The sequence below is a fragment of the Ruegeria sp. E8 genome (genome assembly GCF_056533985.1).
Window position 1 is genome coordinate 131,876 of the sequence record NZ_JBQFOY010000005.1, and the last position, 20,513, is coordinate 152,388.

15 protein-coding genes are annotated in these 20,513 nt (G+C 57.8%); 11 read left to right on the plus strand and 4 right to left on the minus strand.

Features of this window, described 5'->3' with window-relative positions:
* The first annotated feature begins 30 nt into the window (after positions 1–30).
* Positions 31–732, plus strand: a complete 702-nt coding sequence (locus ACR0LF_RS08935) for a GntR family transcriptional regulator (RefSeq protein WP_480576644.1) — start codon at positions 31–33, stop codon at positions 730–732.
* Here ACR0LF_RS08935 and phnY read toward each other — a convergent pair.
* Both phnY and ACR0LF_RS08945 read right to left on the minus strand, forming a co-directional pair.
* Positions 726–2,174, minus strand: coding sequence for a phosphonoacetaldehyde dehydrogenase (gene phnY, locus ACR0LF_RS08940; protein WP_480576641.1), 1,449 nt, complete (start codon positions 2,172–2,174; stop codon positions 726–728). The genes ACR0LF_RS08935 and phnY overlap by 7 nt on opposite strands.
* Positions 2,175–2,327: 153 nt before the next feature.
* Positions 2,328–3,302, minus strand: a complete 975-nt coding sequence (locus tag ACR0LF_RS08945; protein ID WP_480576638.1) for a LysR family transcriptional regulator — start codon at positions 3,300–3,302, stop codon at positions 2,328–2,330.
* Between the two features lie 361 nt (positions 3,303–3,663).
* Between ACR0LF_RS08945 and ACR0LF_RS08950 the strand changes: the two genes are divergently transcribed.
* The 3 genes from ACR0LF_RS08950 (at position 3,664) to ACR0LF_RS08960 (ending at position 10,056) form a co-directional block, all read left to right on the plus strand.
* On the plus strand, positions 3,664–6,867 hold the full coding sequence (locus ACR0LF_RS08950; RefSeq protein ID WP_480576635.1) for a beta strand repeat-containing protein: 3,204 nt from the start codon (positions 3,664–3,666) through the stop codon (positions 6,865–6,867).
* 61 nt (positions 6,868–6,928) lie between these two features.
* Positions 6,929–8,689: a type I secretion system permease/ATPase gene (locus ACR0LF_RS08955; RefSeq protein ID WP_480576632.1), complete on the plus strand. Its 1,761-nt coding sequence runs from the start codon at positions 6,929–6,931 to the stop codon at positions 8,687–8,689.
* Positions 8,686–10,056, plus strand: coding sequence for an HlyD family type I secretion periplasmic adaptor subunit (locus ACR0LF_RS08960; RefSeq protein ID WP_480576629.1), 1,371 nt, complete (start codon positions 8,686–8,688; stop codon positions 10,054–10,056). The genes ACR0LF_RS08955 and ACR0LF_RS08960 overlap by 4 nt, the downstream gene beginning before the upstream one ends.
* Positions 10,057–10,150: 94 nt before the next feature.
* Here the strand turns inward: ACR0LF_RS08960 and ACR0LF_RS08965 are convergent, their stop codons facing one another.
* Positions 10,151–10,768: a TetR/AcrR family transcriptional regulator gene (locus ACR0LF_RS08965; RefSeq protein ID WP_480576626.1), complete on the minus strand. Its 618-nt coding sequence runs from the start codon at positions 10,766–10,768 to the stop codon at positions 10,151–10,153.
* A gap of 134 nt (positions 10,769–10,902) precedes the next feature.
* Between ACR0LF_RS08965 and ACR0LF_RS08970 the strand changes: the two genes are divergently transcribed.
* The 6 genes from ACR0LF_RS08970 to ACR0LF_RS08995 all read left to right on the plus strand — a co-directional run bounded on the left by ACR0LF_RS08970 (position 10,903) and on the right by ACR0LF_RS08995 (position 18,012).
* Positions 10,903–11,832 (plus strand): AEC family transporter, encoded by a 930-nt coding sequence (locus tag ACR0LF_RS08970; protein WP_480576623.1) that lies wholly within the window; start codon positions 10,903–10,905, stop codon positions 11,830–11,832.
* A 103-nt stretch (positions 11,833–11,935) separates the two neighbouring features.
* Positions 11,936–12,769: an S-formylglutathione hydrolase gene (gene fghA / locus ACR0LF_RS08975; protein ID WP_480576620.1), complete on the plus strand. Its 834-nt coding sequence runs from the start codon at positions 11,936–11,938 to the stop codon at positions 12,767–12,769.
* Between the two features lie 3 nt (positions 12,770–12,772).
* Complete coding sequence (sthA, locus tag ACR0LF_RS08980) at positions 12,773–14,230, plus strand: Si-specific NAD(P)(+) transhydrogenase (RefSeq protein ID WP_480576618.1); 1,458 nt, start codon at positions 12,773–12,775, stop codon at positions 14,228–14,230.
* The gene (locus ACR0LF_RS08985; protein ID WP_480576616.1) at positions 14,227–14,682 is read left to right on the plus strand and encodes a YaiI/YqxD family protein; all 456 of its coding nucleotides are present in this window, start codon (positions 14,227–14,229) and stop codon (positions 14,680–14,682) included. Before sthA ends, ACR0LF_RS08985 begins: the two co-directional genes overlap by 4 nt.
* Positions 14,683–14,803: 121 nt before the next feature.
* Complete coding sequence (mtnA, locus tag ACR0LF_RS08990; protein WP_480576613.1) at positions 14,804–15,898, plus strand: S-methyl-5-thioribose-1-phosphate isomerase; 1,095 nt, start codon at positions 14,804–14,806, stop codon at positions 15,896–15,898.
* A 77-nt stretch (positions 15,899–15,975) separates the two neighbouring features.
* Positions 15,976–18,012 carry a bifunctional aldolase/short-chain dehydrogenase gene (locus ACR0LF_RS08995; RefSeq protein ID WP_480576610.1) on the plus strand — a complete coding sequence of 679 codons (2,037 nt, stop codon included), beginning with the start codon at positions 15,976–15,978 and terminating at the stop codon, positions 18,010–18,012.
* 44 nt (positions 18,013–18,056) lie between these two features.
* Here ACR0LF_RS08995 and ACR0LF_RS09000 read toward each other — a convergent pair whose 3' ends face one another.
* On the minus strand, positions 18,057–19,292 hold the full coding sequence (locus ACR0LF_RS09000) for an MFS transporter (protein ID WP_480576607.1): 1,236 nt from the start codon (positions 19,290–19,292) through the stop codon (positions 18,057–18,059).
* A gap of 149 nt (positions 19,293–19,441) precedes the next feature.
* Between ACR0LF_RS09000 and zapE the strand changes: the two genes are divergently transcribed.
* Positions 19,442–20,500 (plus strand): cell division protein ZapE, encoded by a 1,059-nt coding sequence (gene zapE, locus ACR0LF_RS09005; RefSeq protein WP_480576604.1) that lies wholly within the window; start codon positions 19,442–19,444, stop codon positions 20,498–20,500.
* Positions 20,501–20,513: the final 13 nt, after the last annotated feature.

Here is a 20,513-nt window from a genome sequence, read left to right on the forward strand (position 1 = left end):
TATGCTTATACCTAACTGGGTGAACACCACGTGACCGACCAAAAACATATCGGCTTTCAGGATATCCGGGACGAAGTCGTCAACCGTATTCAAACCCGCGTCTGGCCGCAGGGCTGCCTGCTGCCGACAGAGTTGGAACTGGCAGCCGAATTCGGTGTTGCGCGGGCGACGGTCAACCGGGCGCTGCGCGAATTGGCGGAACAGGGAATCGTCACGCGCAAACGCAAGGGCGGCACCCGTGTTGTTACTACACCGGTGAAACAGGCCAAGCTGCCGATCACTGTGGTGCGGCAGACCATCGAAGAGATGAATGCCGAGTATCGCTACGCTCTGGTCAGTCGAACCACGATCACTTGCCCGGCGTGGTTACAGGCTAAGTTGAACATCCCCGAAGGTACAAAGGTTGTGCACTTGCAATGTATGCACCACGCTGACAATCGCCCGTTTCAGTTCGAAGAACGCTGGATCAATGTCAGTGCCGTGCCTCAGGTACTGGATGAAGACTTTCTGACAACCGGACCAAATGAATGGCTTCTTTCAGAAGTCCCTTTTTCAAACGCCGAAATTGCTTTTTCGGCTGTTCCCGCCACAGGACAATTGCAGGAATTCCTGTCTATACCGTCCGGCACGCCTTTGTTCCAGCTGGAGCGCACGACATGGTTCCGCAGCAACCCGGTTACCTTCGTGCGCATGACGTTCCATCAGGGATACCAGATGCGCACCACTTACTGAGGCCACGGTAGCGAATAGGTTTTGACGTTGGTGAAGAATTTCATCGCTTCGATCACGCCTTCCTTGACACCGTTGCCGCTGTCCTTGATTCCGCCGAAGGGTGACATCTCGATCCGGTAGCCCGGCTGTTCCCAGATATTGCAAGTGCCCACATCAAGACCATTGATATAGGCGATGGCCCGGTTCAGATCGTTGGTGCAAACACCTGAGGACAATCCAAACGCGGTGCTGTTCGACATCTGCATCACTGCCTCGTCGTCGTCCGGCACGCGAACGATGGGTATAATTGGCCCGAAGGTCTCCTCCATGACCAACTCGCTATCATGCGGCACCTTGTCGACGACAATCGGCGGCAGCAACGCCCCCTGCCGACCCGGATGATAGAGGATGTCCGCCCCCCGCTCAGCCGCTTGCAATACGCGGTTCTCGAACAGCTCTGCGGCTTCGGCATGGATCACACAGCCCAGCTCTGTCTCGGGGTCCTGAGGGTCGCCGAACCGGATGGCCTTTGCCTTTTCCAACACCATAGGGACAAAGCGATCCGCCACACTTTGCTGCACCAGAATACGTTTGATGGCCGTGCAGCGCTGGCCGGAGTTTCCGGTAGCCCCTGCAACCGCAATCGTTGCCGCGCGGTCCAGATCAATATCGTTCAGATCGTTCAGCACAATCAAGGGATCATTCCCGCCCAGCTCAAGCGCCTGACGTTTGTACCCGGCTTTCGAGGCGATCAGCTTGCCGACCGGCACGCCGCCGGTGAAGGTGATGATGTCGATATTGGCATTGGTGATCATCTCATCCCCAATGTCCTGCGGCCACCCGGTGACGACCTGAAACATCTCGGGCGGCAGACCAGCTTCATAAAGAATGTCGGCCAGTGTCAACGCCGTCAGAGGCGTTAGTTCAGTCGGTTTGCAGACCATGCAATTGTTCGTTGCTATCGAGGGCGCGATCTTGTGGCTGACCATGTTCAAAGGGTGGTTGAAGGGCGTGATCGCGCTGATCGCTTTGACGGGTTCGCGCTTGGTAAATATCTTCCGCGCCTTGCCGTTTTGGGTCAGGTCACAAGAAAAAACCTCGCCATCATCTTTCAGCGCTTCGGCGGCAGCAAACTGAAATACATCCTGCGCGCGTTTGGTTTCATAGATCGAATGCTGTTGGCAAATGCCCAACTCCAGCGTCAGCCACTTGGCCAGAAAGACGCGTTTTTCTCCGATCAACTCGCCCGCTCGCCGAAGGATCTGGCCCCGCTCGTATCGGGTCAGGGTTGGCGTATAGTTTGCCGCGATCTCGAATGCTTGTCGCGCGTGCTGGGCCGTTCCCGCCGGAACAGTCCCTACGATGGCGTTGGTGTAGGGGTAATGTACAGGAACGGTTTCTTGCGTGAACACAACCTGTCCACCGATGCGCATTCCCTCGTGTCGGATTTCGGTTTCGGTCATGACCCTGTCCCAATTTTAGGCGACCGCAGCTCAGCGCGGACGGACATCCGGATTTCAATGAAACCACCGATAGTGCCGCCCTTTGCCATGCGTCAATAGAATGTGTGGGAGCGTCGCAAAATTCGGGAAAGCGAACCTGAATGCTTCGAACGGCTATACTTTCTCCGGCACAGGTTCAGGGTTGCTGTCTTTGCGCGAAACGTCGGTATCCGGCTTGTAGGTTGGAATGACACCAACCGGCGGGTTTTCCAGGATGTATGCCCCAATGCGCGCCAACATTGGTTTTCTGGGGCAGTTCGGACGCGTCGCCGCCCCTAGATCCCGCAAGTTCCCGGGGGCATCAAATGGAATGAAACACAATGGCCAGTTATCCCGCTTGAACTGTTCCGCCGCCAAAGCCGAGACAATTGTGCAGTCGTCAGAATGGCAGAGATGGCGGCAGATCGTTTCAAACCGCAACGCGGTCAGATCGAAACGCTTGCTGATCCGGGTTGTTCCATCTTGCTGGGGAAGCCTGTCCTCAAGATCGTATCCGAAACTATGCGGAAGCCGGATGAAGTCATGCGACGGTACATCTTCAGGGGCGATGGACGGGAGCGTGCAGAGAGGGTGCCCCTCGCGCAGGGCCAGAAACAAGGGCTCGGACCAGATCGAAGTGAAGTCTAGCGAGGCGCTATTGTTGATCTTCGCCACCAACGCCATGTCCAAAGTGTGATCTTCAACCATGCGCAGCATGTTTTGCGGCAGGTCCTCAACCAGCGTGACGCGCATCCGTGGGAACAGAGTGTTGAAGAGCTCGGAAAAGTACCCGGTCAGATAGGGAGCCAGCGTCGGGGTCATGCCGATTGTCAGCGGTACTGCCTCAGGGTCGCGAAACTCGGTCGCGGTGTCGCGGATTTTCTGGGCGTCGTTCAGAATGCGCTGAGCGATTTCGACGACGCGGGAGCCATATAGGGTCGGGCGCACCTCATTGTTGAGACGCAGGAACAAATCAGTGCCCAATTCCTGCTCAAGCTTTTTGATCTGGTTCGACAATGCAGGCTGGGACACGTTGCACGCCGCCGCCGCCTGACTGAACTGGCCGTGTTTTGCGATGGCAAGGACATATTCCAGATCTCTGAGGTTCACTGAACATCCATTCCTGAAGCTAATTCTTCGCGCTAATCGCCATACAAAATATGGCCTGACAACAAAATTCAGAAGGCCGTCGGGGCAAATCCGATCGGATTGACGCTCACATCCTCTAACAAATCTGTCAGAATTCGAAATCGAATAGATCTCCGTACATGTCGCAATGGGCGAAAAAGGCGTTTTTGCTGCGACTTTGGTGTTTCACCCCTCACGAAAACCGTGAGTATTTGCGGCGGTTATACATCCGATTTGGACCATGAATTTCATCTGCCGCGCGGGACGACCTAGTCCTTTGTTGCGTCGGCTGCCCGAACTGACGGGCCGCTAGCACGAACGCAACCAATTGACGGAGTAATCCATGCTGTCCCAATTTGCAGAAAGCCTGCGCGCCCGTCTCTTGACCACGTCGACACTGGCGCAAGAGACATCCCGCGATGGCCAAACCCTCATTAACAACTTCTTTCAGTCCACGGTGGTTGACGACACACCGGCCTTTGTTCTGGCGAATGATTTTTCGCGCCTGTTGAACTTCGGCGAGATTGTCACCAACAACGCCGTTGCAGCCGTTCAGGCGCAGGGCGAGGATGTGGATCTCTTCAACTTCCGCTCGGGCCGGATTGAAGCGAACAATGGCCCCGATGCGCTGGCAACAGGCGTTCAAGTCACCGGCAGCGCTGCTGTGCGCAACTTTGGTGCGATCACGGGCGAGTTCAACGGCGTGCAGTTTGCAGGTGCTGAAAGCTCCGGCTCTCTCGACAACTTCCGCGGCGCTGTCATTTCGTCGGATAGCCGCGCAGTAGACATTCAGGGCCAGGGCATCGATGTGCGCAACTTCGGCGACATCATCGGCACCGGCGATCAGCGCAACGGCACGATCTACACCAACAGCACGGCCGAGGACGTTTCGATCTCGAACTTCACCGGCGGCACGATTGACGCAGGTGAGGGTAATCAGGGTGCTGGTATCTCGCTGCAGATCGGCGATGAACTTGGCGACCGCGTGGAGACCGACGTTTTCAACGGCTTCGGCGCGACCATTCAGGGTCGTGGTCAGGCCGCCGCGAACACCGGACTGGCCGGAGACGGCATCCGTATCGACGACGGCGCCGAAGGCACAATTCTTGAAACCGAGATCATCAACAGCGGCCTGATCTCGACCGAGAGCAATCAGGGCACCGCAGCCGGTATCCGCATCGCTGACGGCGCAAACACCGAAGGCGAGATTCTGAACACCTCGACCGGGGTGATCGAAGGCCCGCGCAACGGCCTGTATATCGGCAATGGTGAGCACGATCTGGATGTGCTGAACTTTGGCACCATCCAGTCGGGCAGCCGTGCGGTCAATATCGACGGTTCGGGTGTCGATCTGATCAACGGCGGTGACATCCTGGGCACCGGCGATCAGCGTAACGGCACCGTCTATGCCGATGACACAGCGTCTGATTATTCGATCAACAACCTCGCCAGCGGAACCATCGACGCGGGTGAGCATAATGACGGCGCGGGTATCTCTCTGTCACTTGCCGCCGATGGCAATGGCGAGGTCGAAATCACCAACGCCGGCACCATCGCCGGTCGCGGCAATGCAGGGGCCGGTCTGGGCACTGCGGGTGACGGCATCCGTCTGGAAGGTGCGCGTCTGGAAGGTGGCGGCTTTGGCCCGGCCCTGTTTGACGGCACGATTTTGAACACCGGTTCGGTCACGTCCGAGGGTGCGAACGGCACGGTCGGTGCCTTCCGCGCGGTGAACAACGTCAACTTCCAGGGCCAGTTGGTCAACGAGGAAACCGGCGTCTTTGCCGGTGGTCAGAACGGTGTGTATTTCGGCACCGGCGACCACACAGGCGGGTCGTTCGTCAACCGCGGCACCGTGACCTCGGACAGCCGCGCGCTGAACATCGACGGCGACGGGCTGGAGGTTGTCAACGCAGGCGACATCCTCGGCACCGGCAATCAGCGCAACGGCACGGTCTATGCCGATGGCACCGCCGACAACTATACCTTCACCAACACCGGTCTGGTTGACGCGGGCGAAGGCAACAACGGCTCGGCCGTCTCACTGCAAACCGGTGATGTGTCAGGCGATGTGGTCTCGGCCGCCATCCTGAACGAAGGCACGCTGCAAGGTCGCGGCGATGCGGTCGAGGGCAATCAGGTCGGCGACGGTCTGCGCCTGTTCACCAGCCAGGACGACGCGTCCTTTGCCGGAGTTGTCGTCAACGAGGGGCTGATCGCGGGCTCCGAAGCTTCGGACGCCGCAGCGGGTATCCGCATCGATGGCGGTCTGAACCTGCTGGGTGCGGTTCTGAACGAAGGCGAAATCCGTGGCACGGTCAACGCCATCGACGCCTTGGATGCGGGTGATGTCACCATCGTCAACGACGACGAAGGCGTCATCAACGGCAACGTCCTGCTGGGCGCGGGTGACGACATCTTTGTCGATCTGGGCACCACCAACGGCGATATCGACGGTGGCGCGGGCGATGATGTGCTGATCGCGGGCGATGCGGACAATGTTCTGACCGGTGGTCTGGGCAATGACTTCATCGACGGGGGCGACGGTATCGACACCGCCGATTTCTCGGATCTGGATGTCGCGGTCGAGGTGCGTCTGGACGCCAACGGCAACGGCACCGCAACCCGCGACACCGGCTTCAATGTCTCGATTGTGGATGCGGTTGTCACTGCTCCGGATCAGTTCGGAGCGAACATTCCGGACGGCGCCTGGTTTGTGGAAGAAGCGGTCCAGGGTAACCTGTACTACAACATTCACACGGCTGACTTCCCTGCCGGTGAAATCCGCGGACAGTTGCTGGTCGACAGCGATGTGACTGAAGGCGGCATTCGCACCGTAACTCTGAGCGGCGGGCTGGATGCGGCACAGGAACCCGGGCCGACCTCGGACAGCGAAGCCACGGGCGACGCCACCGTTGTCATCACCCAGAACCTGACCACTGGAGAGGTGACCTATTCCAGCGAACTGAGCGTTGTGGGCCTGAACGAGGCCGACCTGAACACGCCGATCCCCGGCGTCGTATCAGCCATCCACCTGCACAACGCACCGGCGGGTGTGAACGGCCCGGTCGTACAGGACACGCTGGTCGATGCGGGTGCCACGCTGGATGTGGATGCCGAGGGTGGAACCGGTGTCGTCGGACAGGACGTCATCGACAACCAGATCGAGACCGATGTTCTGATCTCGATCGAAAACGTTATCGGCTCGGATGATGGTGACGAGATTGTTGGCAGCGGTCTGGCCAATGTCCTGAACGGGGCCGGGGGCGATGACCTGCTCTCCGGTGAAGGCGGCGACGATGTTCTGATCGGTGGCGAAGGCGCGGATACTTTCACTTTCGGCTCGAACTTCGGCGACGACGTTATCGAAGATTTCGAGATTGGTCTCGACCAGCTTCAGTTCGGTAACTTCGGACCCGATTTCGGCAACGCCCTGAATATCGCGCAGGACGGCAACGATGCGGTGATCAGCTTCGGCAATGAGGGCTCGGTCCGGCTGGCCGGTGTTAACAGCGCCGATCTGAGCGAAGACGATTTCGTCGCGTAAGAAATCCTTTGGCGGGGCGGCTTCGGTCGCCCCGCTTTGCAAACCGGAAAGGATCAACACGATGTTGCAGAAAACCAACCCCGTCAAAGCCGCCTGGGGGTCGCTGCGCAAAGGTTTCGTCGCGGTCGCCTTCTTTAGCCTGTTTCTGAACCTGCTGATGCTGGCCGGTCCAATCTATATGCTACAGGTTTATGACCGCGTCTTAACCAGCCAGAATGCCGACACGCTGATCGCCCTTTCGCTGCTGCTGGTGGGTGTCTTCGTGGTTATCGCCTGCCTAGATCTGATACGGATGCGCATCCTTGGCCGCCTTGCTGCCCGGTTCGAGATGAGCGTCGGCGCCCCCGTACTTGGCGCAGCCATGCAACGGCGCGTACAGGGCGAAGCCACCGCAGGTGAAAACCTGGTCGAGGACGTGAACGGGTTTCGCGAATTCATCTCGGGCACAACCCTGACCGCCTTTTTCGATGCCCCGTGGATACCGATCTATTTGCTGGTGCTTTATGTTTTGCATCCGCTGCTTGGTCTGCTCGGGCTGGCAGGAGCCCTGCTTTTGACAACGATGGCGTTGATCAACAACGCCCGCGCGCATCAACCGATGCAACAAGCTGTGCAAGCCCGTGGGCGTTCAGATGCACTGTTCAGAACCAGTGACACCAATGCTGAGCTGATCCATGCGCTGGGCATGAAATCCGATCTGGTGCGCCGTTGGACCGCTTTGCAGGTGGATGCCCACCGCCACAAGACCCGTGCCGCAGACCGGATCGCCAGTTTCTCGGTCATGTCCAAGACCGTGCGTATGGGGCTGCAATCCGCAACGCTTGGATTGGGTGCAGCGCTTGCCATCACGGGCGAGACCACTGCCGGCGTCATGATTGCCGCGACAATCGTTCTGGCCCGCGCCCTTGCCCCAATCGATCAGCTGATCGGACAATGGCGCACATTTCTGGCCGCGCGTGGTTCATATTCCAAGATCAGGTCACTGACCGAGGAATATGCCGAAGCGCCGCAGAACCTTCACCTTCCCCGAGCCTTCAAGTCGCTGGATGTGAAGATCGCGCAAGCGGGCCCTCCCCGAGCGGTCAACGCCACCCTGCGCGGCATCGATTTGAGCCTGACCGCTGGCGACGTTCTGGCGATCATCGGCCAAAGCGGATCGGGCAAGACAACTCTGAGCAAGATGCTGGCCGGAATCTGGCATCCCCAGCGGGGCGAGGTTCTGCTGGATGGCAGCCCGATGTCGAAATGGAACCACGAGGATCTGGGCAAGCAGATCGGCTATCTGCCGCAGGATGTAGAGCTGTTTGACGGCACGATCCGCGAGAACATTGGCCGCTTTGCCATTGCCATCGACGATACCGAAGTGCTGCGCGCCGCACGCGAAGCCGGTGTGCATGAACTGATCAGCGGCCTGCCCGACGGGTATGAAACGCGCATCGGTCAGGGGTTCTTCCTGTCCGGCGGTCAACGTCAACGTCTTGCCCTGGCCCGCGCGCTTTACAGCGATCCGTTCGTGCTGGTGCTGGATGAACCAAACTCGGATCTGGATGCCGAGGGTGAGAAAGCCCTGCGCGATGCAATTCTTACAGCAAAGGCGCGTGGATCGATAACAGTTGTCATGACCCACCGCCCTGCCACGCTGCAGGCTGCCAACAAAGTCATGGTCCTACGCAACGGATCGCAGGCCCAGTTTGGCGACAAGGAAGACGTGCTGAAGGTCAACAACCGCAACGTGCTGAACGTATCGTCGCGCGCCACCGCAGCCGGGAAACCCGCCCTGCGCCTTTCAGAAGACAATCGCATCACAGGAGCCGCCCAATGACCCGGATCGTTCCCTATAACCCGAATACCAATGCGCTGGCCGTCAGTGACGTACAGGTGATTGATGTAACCGAAGCCTCGCCCGGCATAAGGATGTACGTTCTGTTCGGCCTGTTCACACTATTGGCCTTTGTTGGCGGCAGTGTTTACTGGGCTTTCGCCTCGAAACTGGACGGGGCCGTTGTAGCCCCTGCCTCTTTCGTGGTCGAAGGCGACCGGAAGACGGTTGAGCATCTCGACGGTGGCATTGTCCGGTCCATTCTGGTTGCAGACGGTGAATTCGTCGAACAAGGGCAATCATTGATCCGTCTGGACAGCACCGATATTGACGTCGACCTAAACGTGCTCGGCAGCCAGATCGGAGAGCTTTCGGTGCGCCGCGCGCGTCTGCTTGCGCAAAGACAGGGACAGAGACAATTTGTCGAAGCCACCGCGTTCCAAAGCTTCCGGGAAGGAATGAACCGGTCGCACTGGTATTCTGCCTATCTGACCCAAAAACAGTTATTCGATGCCGAATATCGTGCCCGCGCGACTGAAGTTGAAATCAACGCGCAACGTATTGCTGCCCTGCAAGATCAGATCGAAGGATTGAATGAGCAGCGGATCAGCACGCAAAACCAAAAGGACATCACAGAAGAAGAACTGAACAACCTGCAAAGCTTGCTGGAAAAGGGTCTTGTCGCCGTTACTCGCGTGAGTTCCCGGCAGATCGAGGTCGAGCGGCTTTCAGGCCTTGATGCCTCACTTCGAACGCAGATTGCGCAGGCGGAAAATCAGATCAGCGAGCTGAAACTGACCCTGATCAGCCAGCAAAAACTGCGGGACGAAGTGCTTGCCGGAGAGTTGGCCGTTGTTGACGCGCAGCTTGATCTGATCCGACCGCAATATGCAGGGGCTGCGGAACGTCGCAAACGGATCGAGATTCTGGCTCCGGCCAGCGGCCGGGTTGTCAATCTGGCCGCGTCGACCACAGGCGGGGTGATCAGGCCCGGGGAACACATCATGGAAATCGTGCCTGCCGATCAAGGGTTGATTGTCGAAGCCCGGGTCAAACCCGGTGACATCGACAAGCTGAAAATCGGTCAGACCACACGTATCCGTCTGTCCGCTTTCGCCCAGGCCGATGTGCCCGAAGCCAAAGGGGCAATCTTCGATATCTCCGCGGATGCGTTGGAGGACGAACGCACCGGCGAGCCCTATTACAAGGCGCGGGTCAAACTGGACGATCAGCAATCCGATGAGGTGACGTCTTTGGTACTTGTCCCCGGGATGCCAGCAGATCTGTTTGTCAGCACCGGCAAGCGTGCAGTGATTGCCTATCTGGCACAGCCCATAAGCGAGCGCCTTGCTAGGACCTTCATCGAGTAAACGGGTCACAACGCTCAAGATTGTTATCGAGTGATTTGGTGGGTGAGTGATGGTCCGCGTTCCTGTTCTGGGCGCGGGCCTTCATTGTTGCGGGTCACACCCCATACCGTGCAAGGAACATGTCAACAGCCTGAGCAGCCACTTGTTCGATTTCGTCCTGAGTGAACGAATTCTGAATACCAAACGCTGCACGTGTCCAGATCCGAACCTTGCACAGCTCAGAGAACTGTTCTGCCGCGATCTGTACATCTTCTATGACCAGTTCGCCCTTGGCCACCGCTTTTTCCAGGTATTCGGCCATGTGCCGCTGGCCGTTTTGCGGCCCGGCTTCATAAAATGCCCGGCCAAGTTCAGGGAACCTATCCCGTTCTGCGACACAAATCCGAAAGACCTGCTGCGCGAAGTCTGAGACAAGGAAAGTGGTCAACTGCGTAGCTGTGATATGAAGCACTTCACGCGCAGGCTTACTCTCGTCGATCATCGAGATAACCCGCTCAGCCATTAAGCAGCATTCCGTCTGCGCAACTTCCATGAACAAAAGTCGTTTGTCCGGGAAATAGCTGTACAGGGTTGCCTTTGATACGCCAGCTGCGCGGGCAATGTCATCAACACTTGCACCCTCGAACCCATCCGCCATGAAAACCTCTCGGGCCCCGCGCAAAACCTGGTCGAATTTTCGGCCGGTGCGAAGGATAGTGGCGGTCTGGGTCATGTCGTCTCCTAGATCGATAACTGCGCCAGCTTATAAACCGTTCGGTTTAGATACAACGATTCTCGGACTTTTCAGCCCGTTTGCTTTGGTGCTGAGCACTTGCGGCGGGTTCAAACCGTGCTAGGACTTGGCCCATGGTCGAAATCTTTCTGCGCACGCTTCCCTTTTTCGCGATCATCGGCCTGGGCTTTTGGGCGGGGCGCACGCGGTTTTTTTCCGCCGAAGCCACGGCATATCTCACCAAGTTCGTCTTTTACTTCGCGCTGTCGGCGATGCTGTTTCGCTTTGCGGCCACACTGCCCTTTGCCGAGATTTTCAACGCCCGGCTGATCCTTGGGTACCTGCTGGGAACCGCGACGGTTTACGCGCTGGCGACCTGCGTCGCCTGGTTGCGCGGGCTGGATATTCCAACCGCAGCCGTCGAGGCACAATGCGCGGCCATCGGCAATGTCGGGTTCCTGGGGCTTCCCATGCTGGCGCTTTTGTTCACCGAGGCTGCGATCGGACCGGTCATGTTGGTTTTGACTGTCGATCTGGTGGTTTTTTCCTCCTTGATCGTGATCCTGATCAATGGCGGTCGCGACGGCAAACTGACCCGTGCCACTTTTCGGTTGATTGGCCTGGGTTTGATCAAGAATCCGATGATTATCTCCATCTCAGCCGGGCTTATCTGGTCGTCTTTGCAGATACCAGTACCAGAACCCTTCTTTGATTTTCTGACCATTCTCGGCGGCGCGGCCACACCTGGCGCCCTGTTTGCCATTGGCGCGTCATTGGCCGGGAAATCCGCAGAACGTCTTCAAGTCGCCGCGTGGCTCAGTTTTTGCAAGCTGGTGGTCCACCCGGCCTGTGTCGCAATCGCGCTGATCTTGCTGGTTCCGATTGACACCTTTCCCGCCACTGTAGCGATTGCAGCCGCCGCCCTGCCCGTTGCTGGCAATGTTTACATGCTGGCCGCCCACTACGGAATCGCCCCACAACGCGCGTCGGCGGCCATTCTTCTGTCCACCGTCGTCAGCATTCTGACCTTGCCAATGGTCATCGCCTGGGTGGGCGTACTCTGATCTTCACCTTTTCAAAAAATACTCTCGCCGAAGGCGCACGGACTTTACGCCGGGTCCGTGGATCGTTAGCCATGTTGCGACTCAAAATTAAGGACGGTGCGTGATGGAAACCCTTTCAGAAAATGCCTGTTTTGGCGGAGTGCAGGGCGTGTACCGCCATGCCTCTTCGGTGTGCCAATGTGACATGACTTTTGGCCTGTTTCTTCCGGCCGAAGCCAAGGATGGACCGGTTCCGGTCCTTTGGTACCTTTCAGGCCTGACCTGCACCCATGAGAATGCGATGACCAAAGCCGGTGCACAGGCATGGGCGGCAGAACAAGGGATCGCGATTGTATTCCCGGATACATCTCCGCGCGGCGAAGGCGTGGCGGATCACGAGGACTACGACCTGGGACAGGGCGCGGGGTTCTATGTGAACGCGACGCAGGAACCCTGGGCACCGCATTTCCAGATGTGGGACTACATTGCCGAAGAACTGCCCGCCCTGCTGTTCGAGAACTTTGCCATCGACAGCGAACGTCAGGCCATCACCGGCCATTCCATGGGCGGGCACGGCGCGCTTACACTGGCGATGAACCTGCCCGGACGATTCCGATCCGTTTCTGCCTTCGCGCCGATCTCGAACCCGACCGGATCGGATTGGGGCCGCAAACAGCTCAGCGCTTACCTGGGCGAGGATGAAGCTTTGTGGGTCAAACACGACGCCTCACTGCTGATGAAGGAAACTGGTTTCGACGGTCCGATCCTGATCGACACCGGCTCTGACGATCAGTTCATGGATCTGTTGCGCCCCGAAGCGCTGGCCCAGGCCATCGCCGAACGTCGTCAGCAGGCAACATATCGGTTCCAGCCGGGATATGACCATTCGTATTTCTTCGTGTCCACCTTCATGGAGGATCACATCGTCTTCCATGCCGAGGCGCTATATGGAGACTGAGGGATGAGCAAGTACGATTACGACCTGATCATCATCGGGTCCGGTCCCTCGGGACGTTCAGCAGCCATTCAGGCGGGCAAGCTGAAACGGCGTGTTCTGGTGATCGACCGCAAAGATCGTTTCGGCGGCGTGTCTGTTCACACGGGCACTATCCCGTCCAAGACTCTGCGTGAAACAGTGTTGAACCTGTCAGGCTGGCGCGAGCGCAGCTTTTATGGCCGTTCATACCGGGTCAAGGATCAGATCCGCGCCGAAGATCTGAAAGCCCGCCTGCATATGACCCTCGACCACGAGGTCGACGTGTTGGAGCATCAGTTCAACCGAAACCACGTCGATACCCTTGACGGCTTGGCTAAATTCGTTGGGCCGCATGAAGTTGAGGTAGCGACCGACGCCGGAGAGACCACGCGCGTAACGGCTGCCAAATTCCTGATTGCGACGGGCACCAAGACCTATCGCCCAGACTATGTTCCGTTCAACGGCAAGACCGTGGTGGATGGTGACGAGTTTCTGGAAATGGCGGAGATACCGCGTTCGCTGGTCGTTATCGGTGCGGGCGTGATCGGTGTCGAATACGCCACGATGTTTTCGGCATTGGACGTACGCGTGACGCTGATTGAACCCCGCGATACGTTCCTGGATTTTATTGACAGCCGTTTGATCCACGACTTCACCCACCAAATCCGGGAAAACGGTGTTGACCTGCGTTTGGGCTCGGCCGTTGAGAAGATCGAAGATGCTGGCGAACATGTAGAGGTGACCCTTGAAAACGGGCGTCACGTGCGGTCGGAAATGCTGCTGTTTGCAGCCGGTCGTATGGGCGCGACATCGAAGCTTAATCTGGACGCCGTGGGGCTGGAGACCGATCACCGCAATCGGATAAGTGTCGATCGCAAGACATATCAGACGTCTGTGCCGCATATTTATGCAACCGGTGACGTCATCGGGCACCCGTCGCTGGCTTCGACCTCGTTGCAACAGGGCCGTGTTGCCGCATGTCACGCGTTGGAAACACCTACCCTGCCCGAAAGCCCATGGTATCCGTATGGCATCTATTCCGTGCCCGAGATTTCGACCTGCGGAATGTCCGAGGAAGAACTGCAGGAACGCGGCATCCCCTATGAGGTCGGTGTCGCCCGGTTCCGAGAAACCTCACGCGGTCATATCATGGGGCTGGAACACGGCATGTTGAAGATGCTGTTCTCGCTGAAAACCCGCCGCGTCCTTGGCGTACAGATCGTCGGTGAGGGTGCGACCGAGCTGATCCACATCGCGCAGGCGGTTCTGAATCTGAAAGGTACGGTGGATTACTTCGTACAGAACACGTTCAACTATCCAACTCTGGCCGAAGCCTACAAGATCGCCGGGCTGGACGCGTTTAACCGGATGCCGATCCCTCAAGAGTTCAAGGTGCGCAAGAAACCCGCTGAACCGGCCAAGAAAGAGGCAAAGAAAGCGTGACCACGCTTTACGTCGACGGTGATGCCTGTCCTGTAAAGGCCGAGGCCGAACGGGTCGCGACACGACACAAGGTGCCCATGGCGCTTGTGTCCAATGGCGGCCTTCGACCTTCCGCCAACCCTTTGGTGCAGGTTGTCATAGTCGCCGAAGGCGCTGATGAGGCGGACAAGTGGATTGCCGAACGCTGTGGTGCAGGGGATGTCGTGATTACATCAGACATCCCTTTGGCCGCAAAATGCGTTGAAGCGGGTGCACGTGTTTTGCGCCCGAACGGTGAAGCCTTCACGGCGGCCAATATCGGCCAGCAACTGGCGATGCGCGATTTGATGGCTGATCTGCGCGCGGCCAACCCGCTGGGTGCCGGCGGCGGCGGTCGTCCTTTCAGTAAAGCGGACCGCTCGCGGTTTCTGGACGCTTTGGAGCGGGAAATTCGTGCAGCCCGGCGGGGCTAACCGGACCGACATTCAGTCCAAAATACTGACGAGAAATCAGAAACGCCGTTTACAACTCTGTCGTAAGAACGCACCCTGTATTGGAATTCTGATCAGGCCTTTCGAACACGGAGACTGCGTTATGAAAGTACAGGGCACACACTACCGGTCGATCTGGTGGGACCAACCCGCAGGCGAGGTTCGGATCATCGATCAACGATGGCTGCCACATGATTTTCGGGTTGTGACCCTGAAAACGTTGGATGAGTTCGCTGTCGCGATACGCGATATGTGGGTCAGGGGCGCCCCCCTGATTGGCGCAACCGCAGCGTTTGGAATGGCCGAGCAGATGTCGCGTGACAGTTCCGAAGCTTCGTTTGACGCTGCCTACGATGTTCTGCACGCAACCCGGCCCACAGCAATCAACCTGCGTTGGGCATTGGACAGATGCCGTGAAGCACTGATGCCACTGTCCCCAGGCGATCGCGCCGAACGCGCCTGGGCACTTGCGCAAGAAATTGCAGATGAAGATGTCGAGATCAACGCATCCATTGGGCGCCACGGGCTGGAACTGATCAAAGACATTGCGGCCCGCAAACCGGCTGGTGAGCCGGTGCGTTTATTGACCCATTGCAACGCGGGCTGGTTGGCGACGGTGGATTGGGGCACGGCCACGAGCCCGATGTACCATGCCCACGATGCAGGCATTCCGCTGCATGTATGGGTGGATGAAACCAGACCGCGTAATCAGGGCGCGCTGACATCCTGGGAACTAGGCGAGCACGGAATTCCCCATCGATATATCGTGGATAATGCCGGTGGCCATCTGATGCAGCACGGGTTGGTGGATATGGTCATCACTGGCACGGACCGCACGACGGCACAAGGCGATGTTTGCAACAAAATCGGCACTTATCTGAAGGCTTTGGCCGCGCGGGACAATGACGTCCCATTTTATGTCGCCCTACCCTCGCCCACGATTGACTGGACGGTGCGCGACGGGGTGGCGGAAATCCCGATCGAGGAACGTGATGCACAGGAAGTGACGCATGTCATGGGTGTTGATGGGCAGGGAAATATCTTGGATGTTCGCGTGACACCCAATGGAACGGAAGGTGGCAATCCCGCCTTTGATGTTACTCCGAACCGGCTGGTGACGGGGCTTATTACCGAACGCGGTGTCTGCGAGGCGTCTGCCGAAGGCCTTGCCGGCTTGTTCCCGGATCGGGTTGGTTAATACTTTGTTTAGCACCATCCACGATTGTGCGACCGGACTTTCGGGCCATGCACGCGCTTAACTGCTGAGAATGAACGATGATTGAAAACTGGTACAAGGCCGATGAGGCACGGAATTGGCGCGATCAGGCCGGGGCTGACCCGGCGGATCAGGAGTTGGGCGAGCGTGTCTATACTTCGCGCCTGATCGGTCAAAACCCGGATCTTTTGATGCATGGAGGGGGCAACACCTCGGTCAAGCTGGAACGCCCTGATCTGTTCGGCGATTCACAACGCGTTCTGCATGTCAAAGGATCGGGATGGGATCTGGACAGCATCGAGGCACCGGGCCTGCCGGGCGTGTGGCTTGATCCATTGATGAAACTGCGGACGCTGGATCACCTGACGGATTTTCAGATGGTCAATGTTCAGCGTGCCAATTTGCTGGACTCGGGTTCTCCGAATCCTTCAGTGGAAACGCTTCTGCACGCGTTTTTGCCGCATAAATATGTTGACCACACCCATGCGACCCCGTTTCTGGTACTGGCCAACCTGCCCAATGCCGAGGATGTCTGCCGCGAGATTTTTGGCAACCGGCTGGGTATTGTGCCCTATATCATGCCGGGTTTCGGATTGGCCAAAAAAGCGGCAGAAGTGTTTGACGAAAACCCGGATGTCGAAGGGCTTCTGCTGCTTCAGCACGGGCATTTTACCTTCGGCGCTACGGCGCAGGAAAGCTATGACCGGATCGTTGCGCATACCAACGAAGTTGCCGCTTATTTCGGCATGACTGACCTGACGACGATCGGGCGCCGCGATCAAGCAGAAAACCTTGACGCCTTACCTATCCTGCGCGGGGTCATTGCCGAGGTTGCGGCCCAGCAGGACGACCCGATGCCTGTTTTTGACCTTCGCAACGGGCCGGATGTCATGCGGTTTTTTGGTCGGTCAGACATTGATGCCTTGTCCCAGCGGGGTATGGCATCGCCTGACCACGTTCTAAGGACAAAGGGATGCCCACTTGTTTTGCGGTCATCGGACCTGTCCGGGGGACGGTCTCAACTCAAAGCCAAAGTTGAACAATTTGCCCAGGACTACCGCGCGTACTTTGAACGGCAGGCCCCGCAGGCTGATGCGCCCAAGAAACTGCTGTCCCAAGACCCCAAACACGCTTGGGTCGAAGGCGTTGGGATCGTTGGGATAGGCCCAAACGCAAAGGCTGCCTCGATAGCCGCGGACCTGGCAGAGCAAAACCTGCGGGTTCGATCGGTTGGCGAAGATGCCGGAGGCTTTTTCCCGACCAGCGAAAAAGACCGCTTCGATTGCGAATATTGGTCGCTTGAACAGGCCAAGCTGGGCAAAAGCTCGCCACCACCGCTTCAGGGTAAGATCGTGATGGTCACTGGCGGTGCTGGTGCGATTGGTTTGGCGACCGCCAAGGCCTTTGCAGATGCCGGAGCAAACATCGTGCTGGTTGACCGGGATGAGGCCGCATTGGCCGAAGCCAAATCCAAACTTGGAACATGGCATTCGACATTTGCCTGCGACGTGACCGAGAGTGGCGCCGCAGACGCGGCGGTTGCTGCCGCGATACACCGGTTCGGCGGCCTCGATATTCTGGTATCCAACGCCGGGTCAGCGACCTCTGGTGCGTTGCTGGATCTTGAGGATGAAGAGTTCCGCTCGGCATTCGAGTTGAACTTCTTTGCGCATAAGGCGTTTGCAACCCGTGCCGCGCAGGTGATTCAGGCGCAGGGCCGTGGTGGCCAGATCCTGTTCAATATTTCCAAACAGGCGATAAACCCCGGTCGTAACATGGGTGCATATGGCACGCCAAAAGCCGCAACCCTGTTCCTGCTACGTCAATTGACACTGGAACTGGCCGAACAGGGTATCCGCGTGAATGGCGTGAACGCAGACCGCATCCGTTCCGGCCTTTTGACTGATGGGTTCATTCAGGAACGGGCCGCTGCGCGTGGCGTTACTGAGGAAACCTATATGTCAGGTAACTTGTTGGGTCGCGAAGTCGAAGCAAAACATGTTGCAAATGCCTTTGTTGCGTTGGCGTTGATGGAACGCACCACAGGGCATGTCGTAACCGTGGATGGCGGAAACACCGAAGCCGAATTGCGGTAACTTTTTTCTACATTGACACCTCGCCTGGGGCGCAGTGACACGCCTCAGACGGGAACCGCTGCGCGGTTCTCACGGATCGGCAAATGAACGATGGCACTGAAGGCTCCTATTGCGACCCCAATCCACCAGACCATGTTGTAGTCGCCGAATTGGTCATACATGCGCCCCCCAAGCCAAACGCCCAGAAAACTGCCGGCCTGATGACTGAGGAAGATGATGCCATAGAGCGTTCCCATATAGCGCAGCCCGTATAGGTGCGCGACAAGGCCCGAGGTCAATGGAACAGTGGCCAACCAAAGCGATCCCATCACCAGCGAAAACACGATGACCGAAAGAGGTGTGATCGGGAAAATGATGAACAAAGCGGCCGCAAGCGTCCTGCCCGTATAAACTGCGGCCAGCAGATACTTTTTGGGAAAATGGTTGCCCGCCCAGCCCGCCAGAAGCGTGCCGCCTATGTTGGCCAGACCGATCAGGGAAATAGATACGGCACCAAGCGCTGAGGTCGAGGTGATCCCGATGGAGTGCAGAACACCTCCGGGCTGGATCGGCCCGCACATCTCGGTCACGAACGCCGGGAAATGCGCCGTTACAAAGCCCAGTTGATATCCGCAGCTGAAGAAGCCCAGAAAAATCAAAGCGTAGGACGGATCGCGGAGCGCCTTTCCCACAATCTCGCTCATGCTTTCTTCCAGTTCCGCCTTCGAAATGGGCTGCGGCGCACGCATGAAAGGCAAAGTCAACACAAGCGCAAGAATCGCGGCGGCGAACACGATGAAGACTTGCTGCCAAGGCAGGAACGACAGCAACCACTCGGCCGTGGGCGCGCCCAGAACTTGCCCGAAACTGCCCGCAGCCGTAACGATGGCAAGCGACATGGACCGGTTTTTGTCGGACGACGCGCGTCCAACCACTGCCAGAACAACGCCGAACCCGGTTCCTGCAATGCCGAAACCCACCAGCCACGCATACATCTGATGCTCGAAAGGTGTGACGGACCAAGCCGACAACACCATACCTGCGGCGTAGGTCAGAGCGCCGAGTATGATGGCCCGGCGGTCACCCACCTTCTCGGCAATAGCAGCAAAGATCGGTTGCCCGATGCCCCAGGCCAGATTTTGAATGGCAATTGCCAACGAGAAATCGGTGCGCAGCCAGCCGAACTCATCCGCAATCGGGATCTGAAACACACCAAATGAGGCGCGCACGGCGAAGCTGACCGTGATGATGATGCATCCGACGATCAGGATCGGATTCAACAGGCGGGCGGATTGGGGCATTGAAACCTCGAGTATTTCGTCGGACGGAACGTATCGCTTTTGCGAGTGGCGTCAATTCAGCAGATTTGCGGTCACGGATAAGCAAATTTGATGTGTCGCCAAAAATGGCTTCTTTTCAACGGGCGAGACGACGGGTAAGGCTCAAATGTATGACGGATCTTATTTCGCACTACGAGGCCCGCGTCGCGGATGGCACCCTGACCCGCGACGATGCGCAAGAGGCCGTTCTGCCCCATTTCGAACGTATCCGTGCAGCGCTGGCGGAACCGGTTAAACGCGGGTTCTTCCGCAAGGCACCTCCACCGCCTAAAGGGTTGTATCTATGGGGTGGTGTCGGGCGTGGAAAATCAATGCTGATGGATTTGTTCGTCGATACGCTGGGCGATATTCCCGCCAGGCGGGTTCATTTTCATGCCTTCATGCAGGAAATCCATGCAGGTATGCACAAAGCGCGACAAGAGAATGTCGAGGATGCTCTGGCGCCAGTTGCGAAACACGTGGTCGATTCAGTTCGCCTGCTGGCCTTTGATGAGATGCAGATCACCGATATCACTGATGCGATGATCGTCGGGCGTCTGTTCGACCTGCTGCACGAGGGTGGCGTGGTCATCGTGACCACGTCAAACAGACATCCCGATGATCTGTATAAGGACGGGCTGAACAGGCAATTGTTCCTACCGTTTATTGCGCATATCAAGGAACAATTGCAGGTATGGGAACTGGTGTCGCCAACCGATTACCGGCAGAACCGGCTGGAGGGCGCACCGGTTTATTTCACTCCGATTGGCCCGGAAGCCCGGCAAAAGATTCGGGAGGTTTGGGTTGATCTCGCAGGTGGCCCTGCCGATCCGCTGGTGTTGCAGGTCAAAGGGCGCGCAGTTGAATTGCCCGCCTTTCGCAACGGGGTGGCGCGGGCCTCGTTCTATGACCTGTGCGGTCGTATGCTGGGTCCCGGGGATTACTTGGCGATTGCAGAAGAAGTGAAGGTACTGGTGCTTGAGGACATTCCACGCCTCTCGCGCAACAACTTCAATGAAGCCAAGCGGTTTGTGACCCTGATCGACGCGCTTTATGAGGCTAAAGTGCGGTTGATCTGTTCAGCGGCGGCCGAGCCCGAGATGCTGTATGTCGAAGGCGAGGGGACGTTCGAGTTTGAACGCACCGCGTCGCGCCTGCGGGAAATGCAGGATCAGGACTGGGGGAAATAGGGGGCATTGCGCC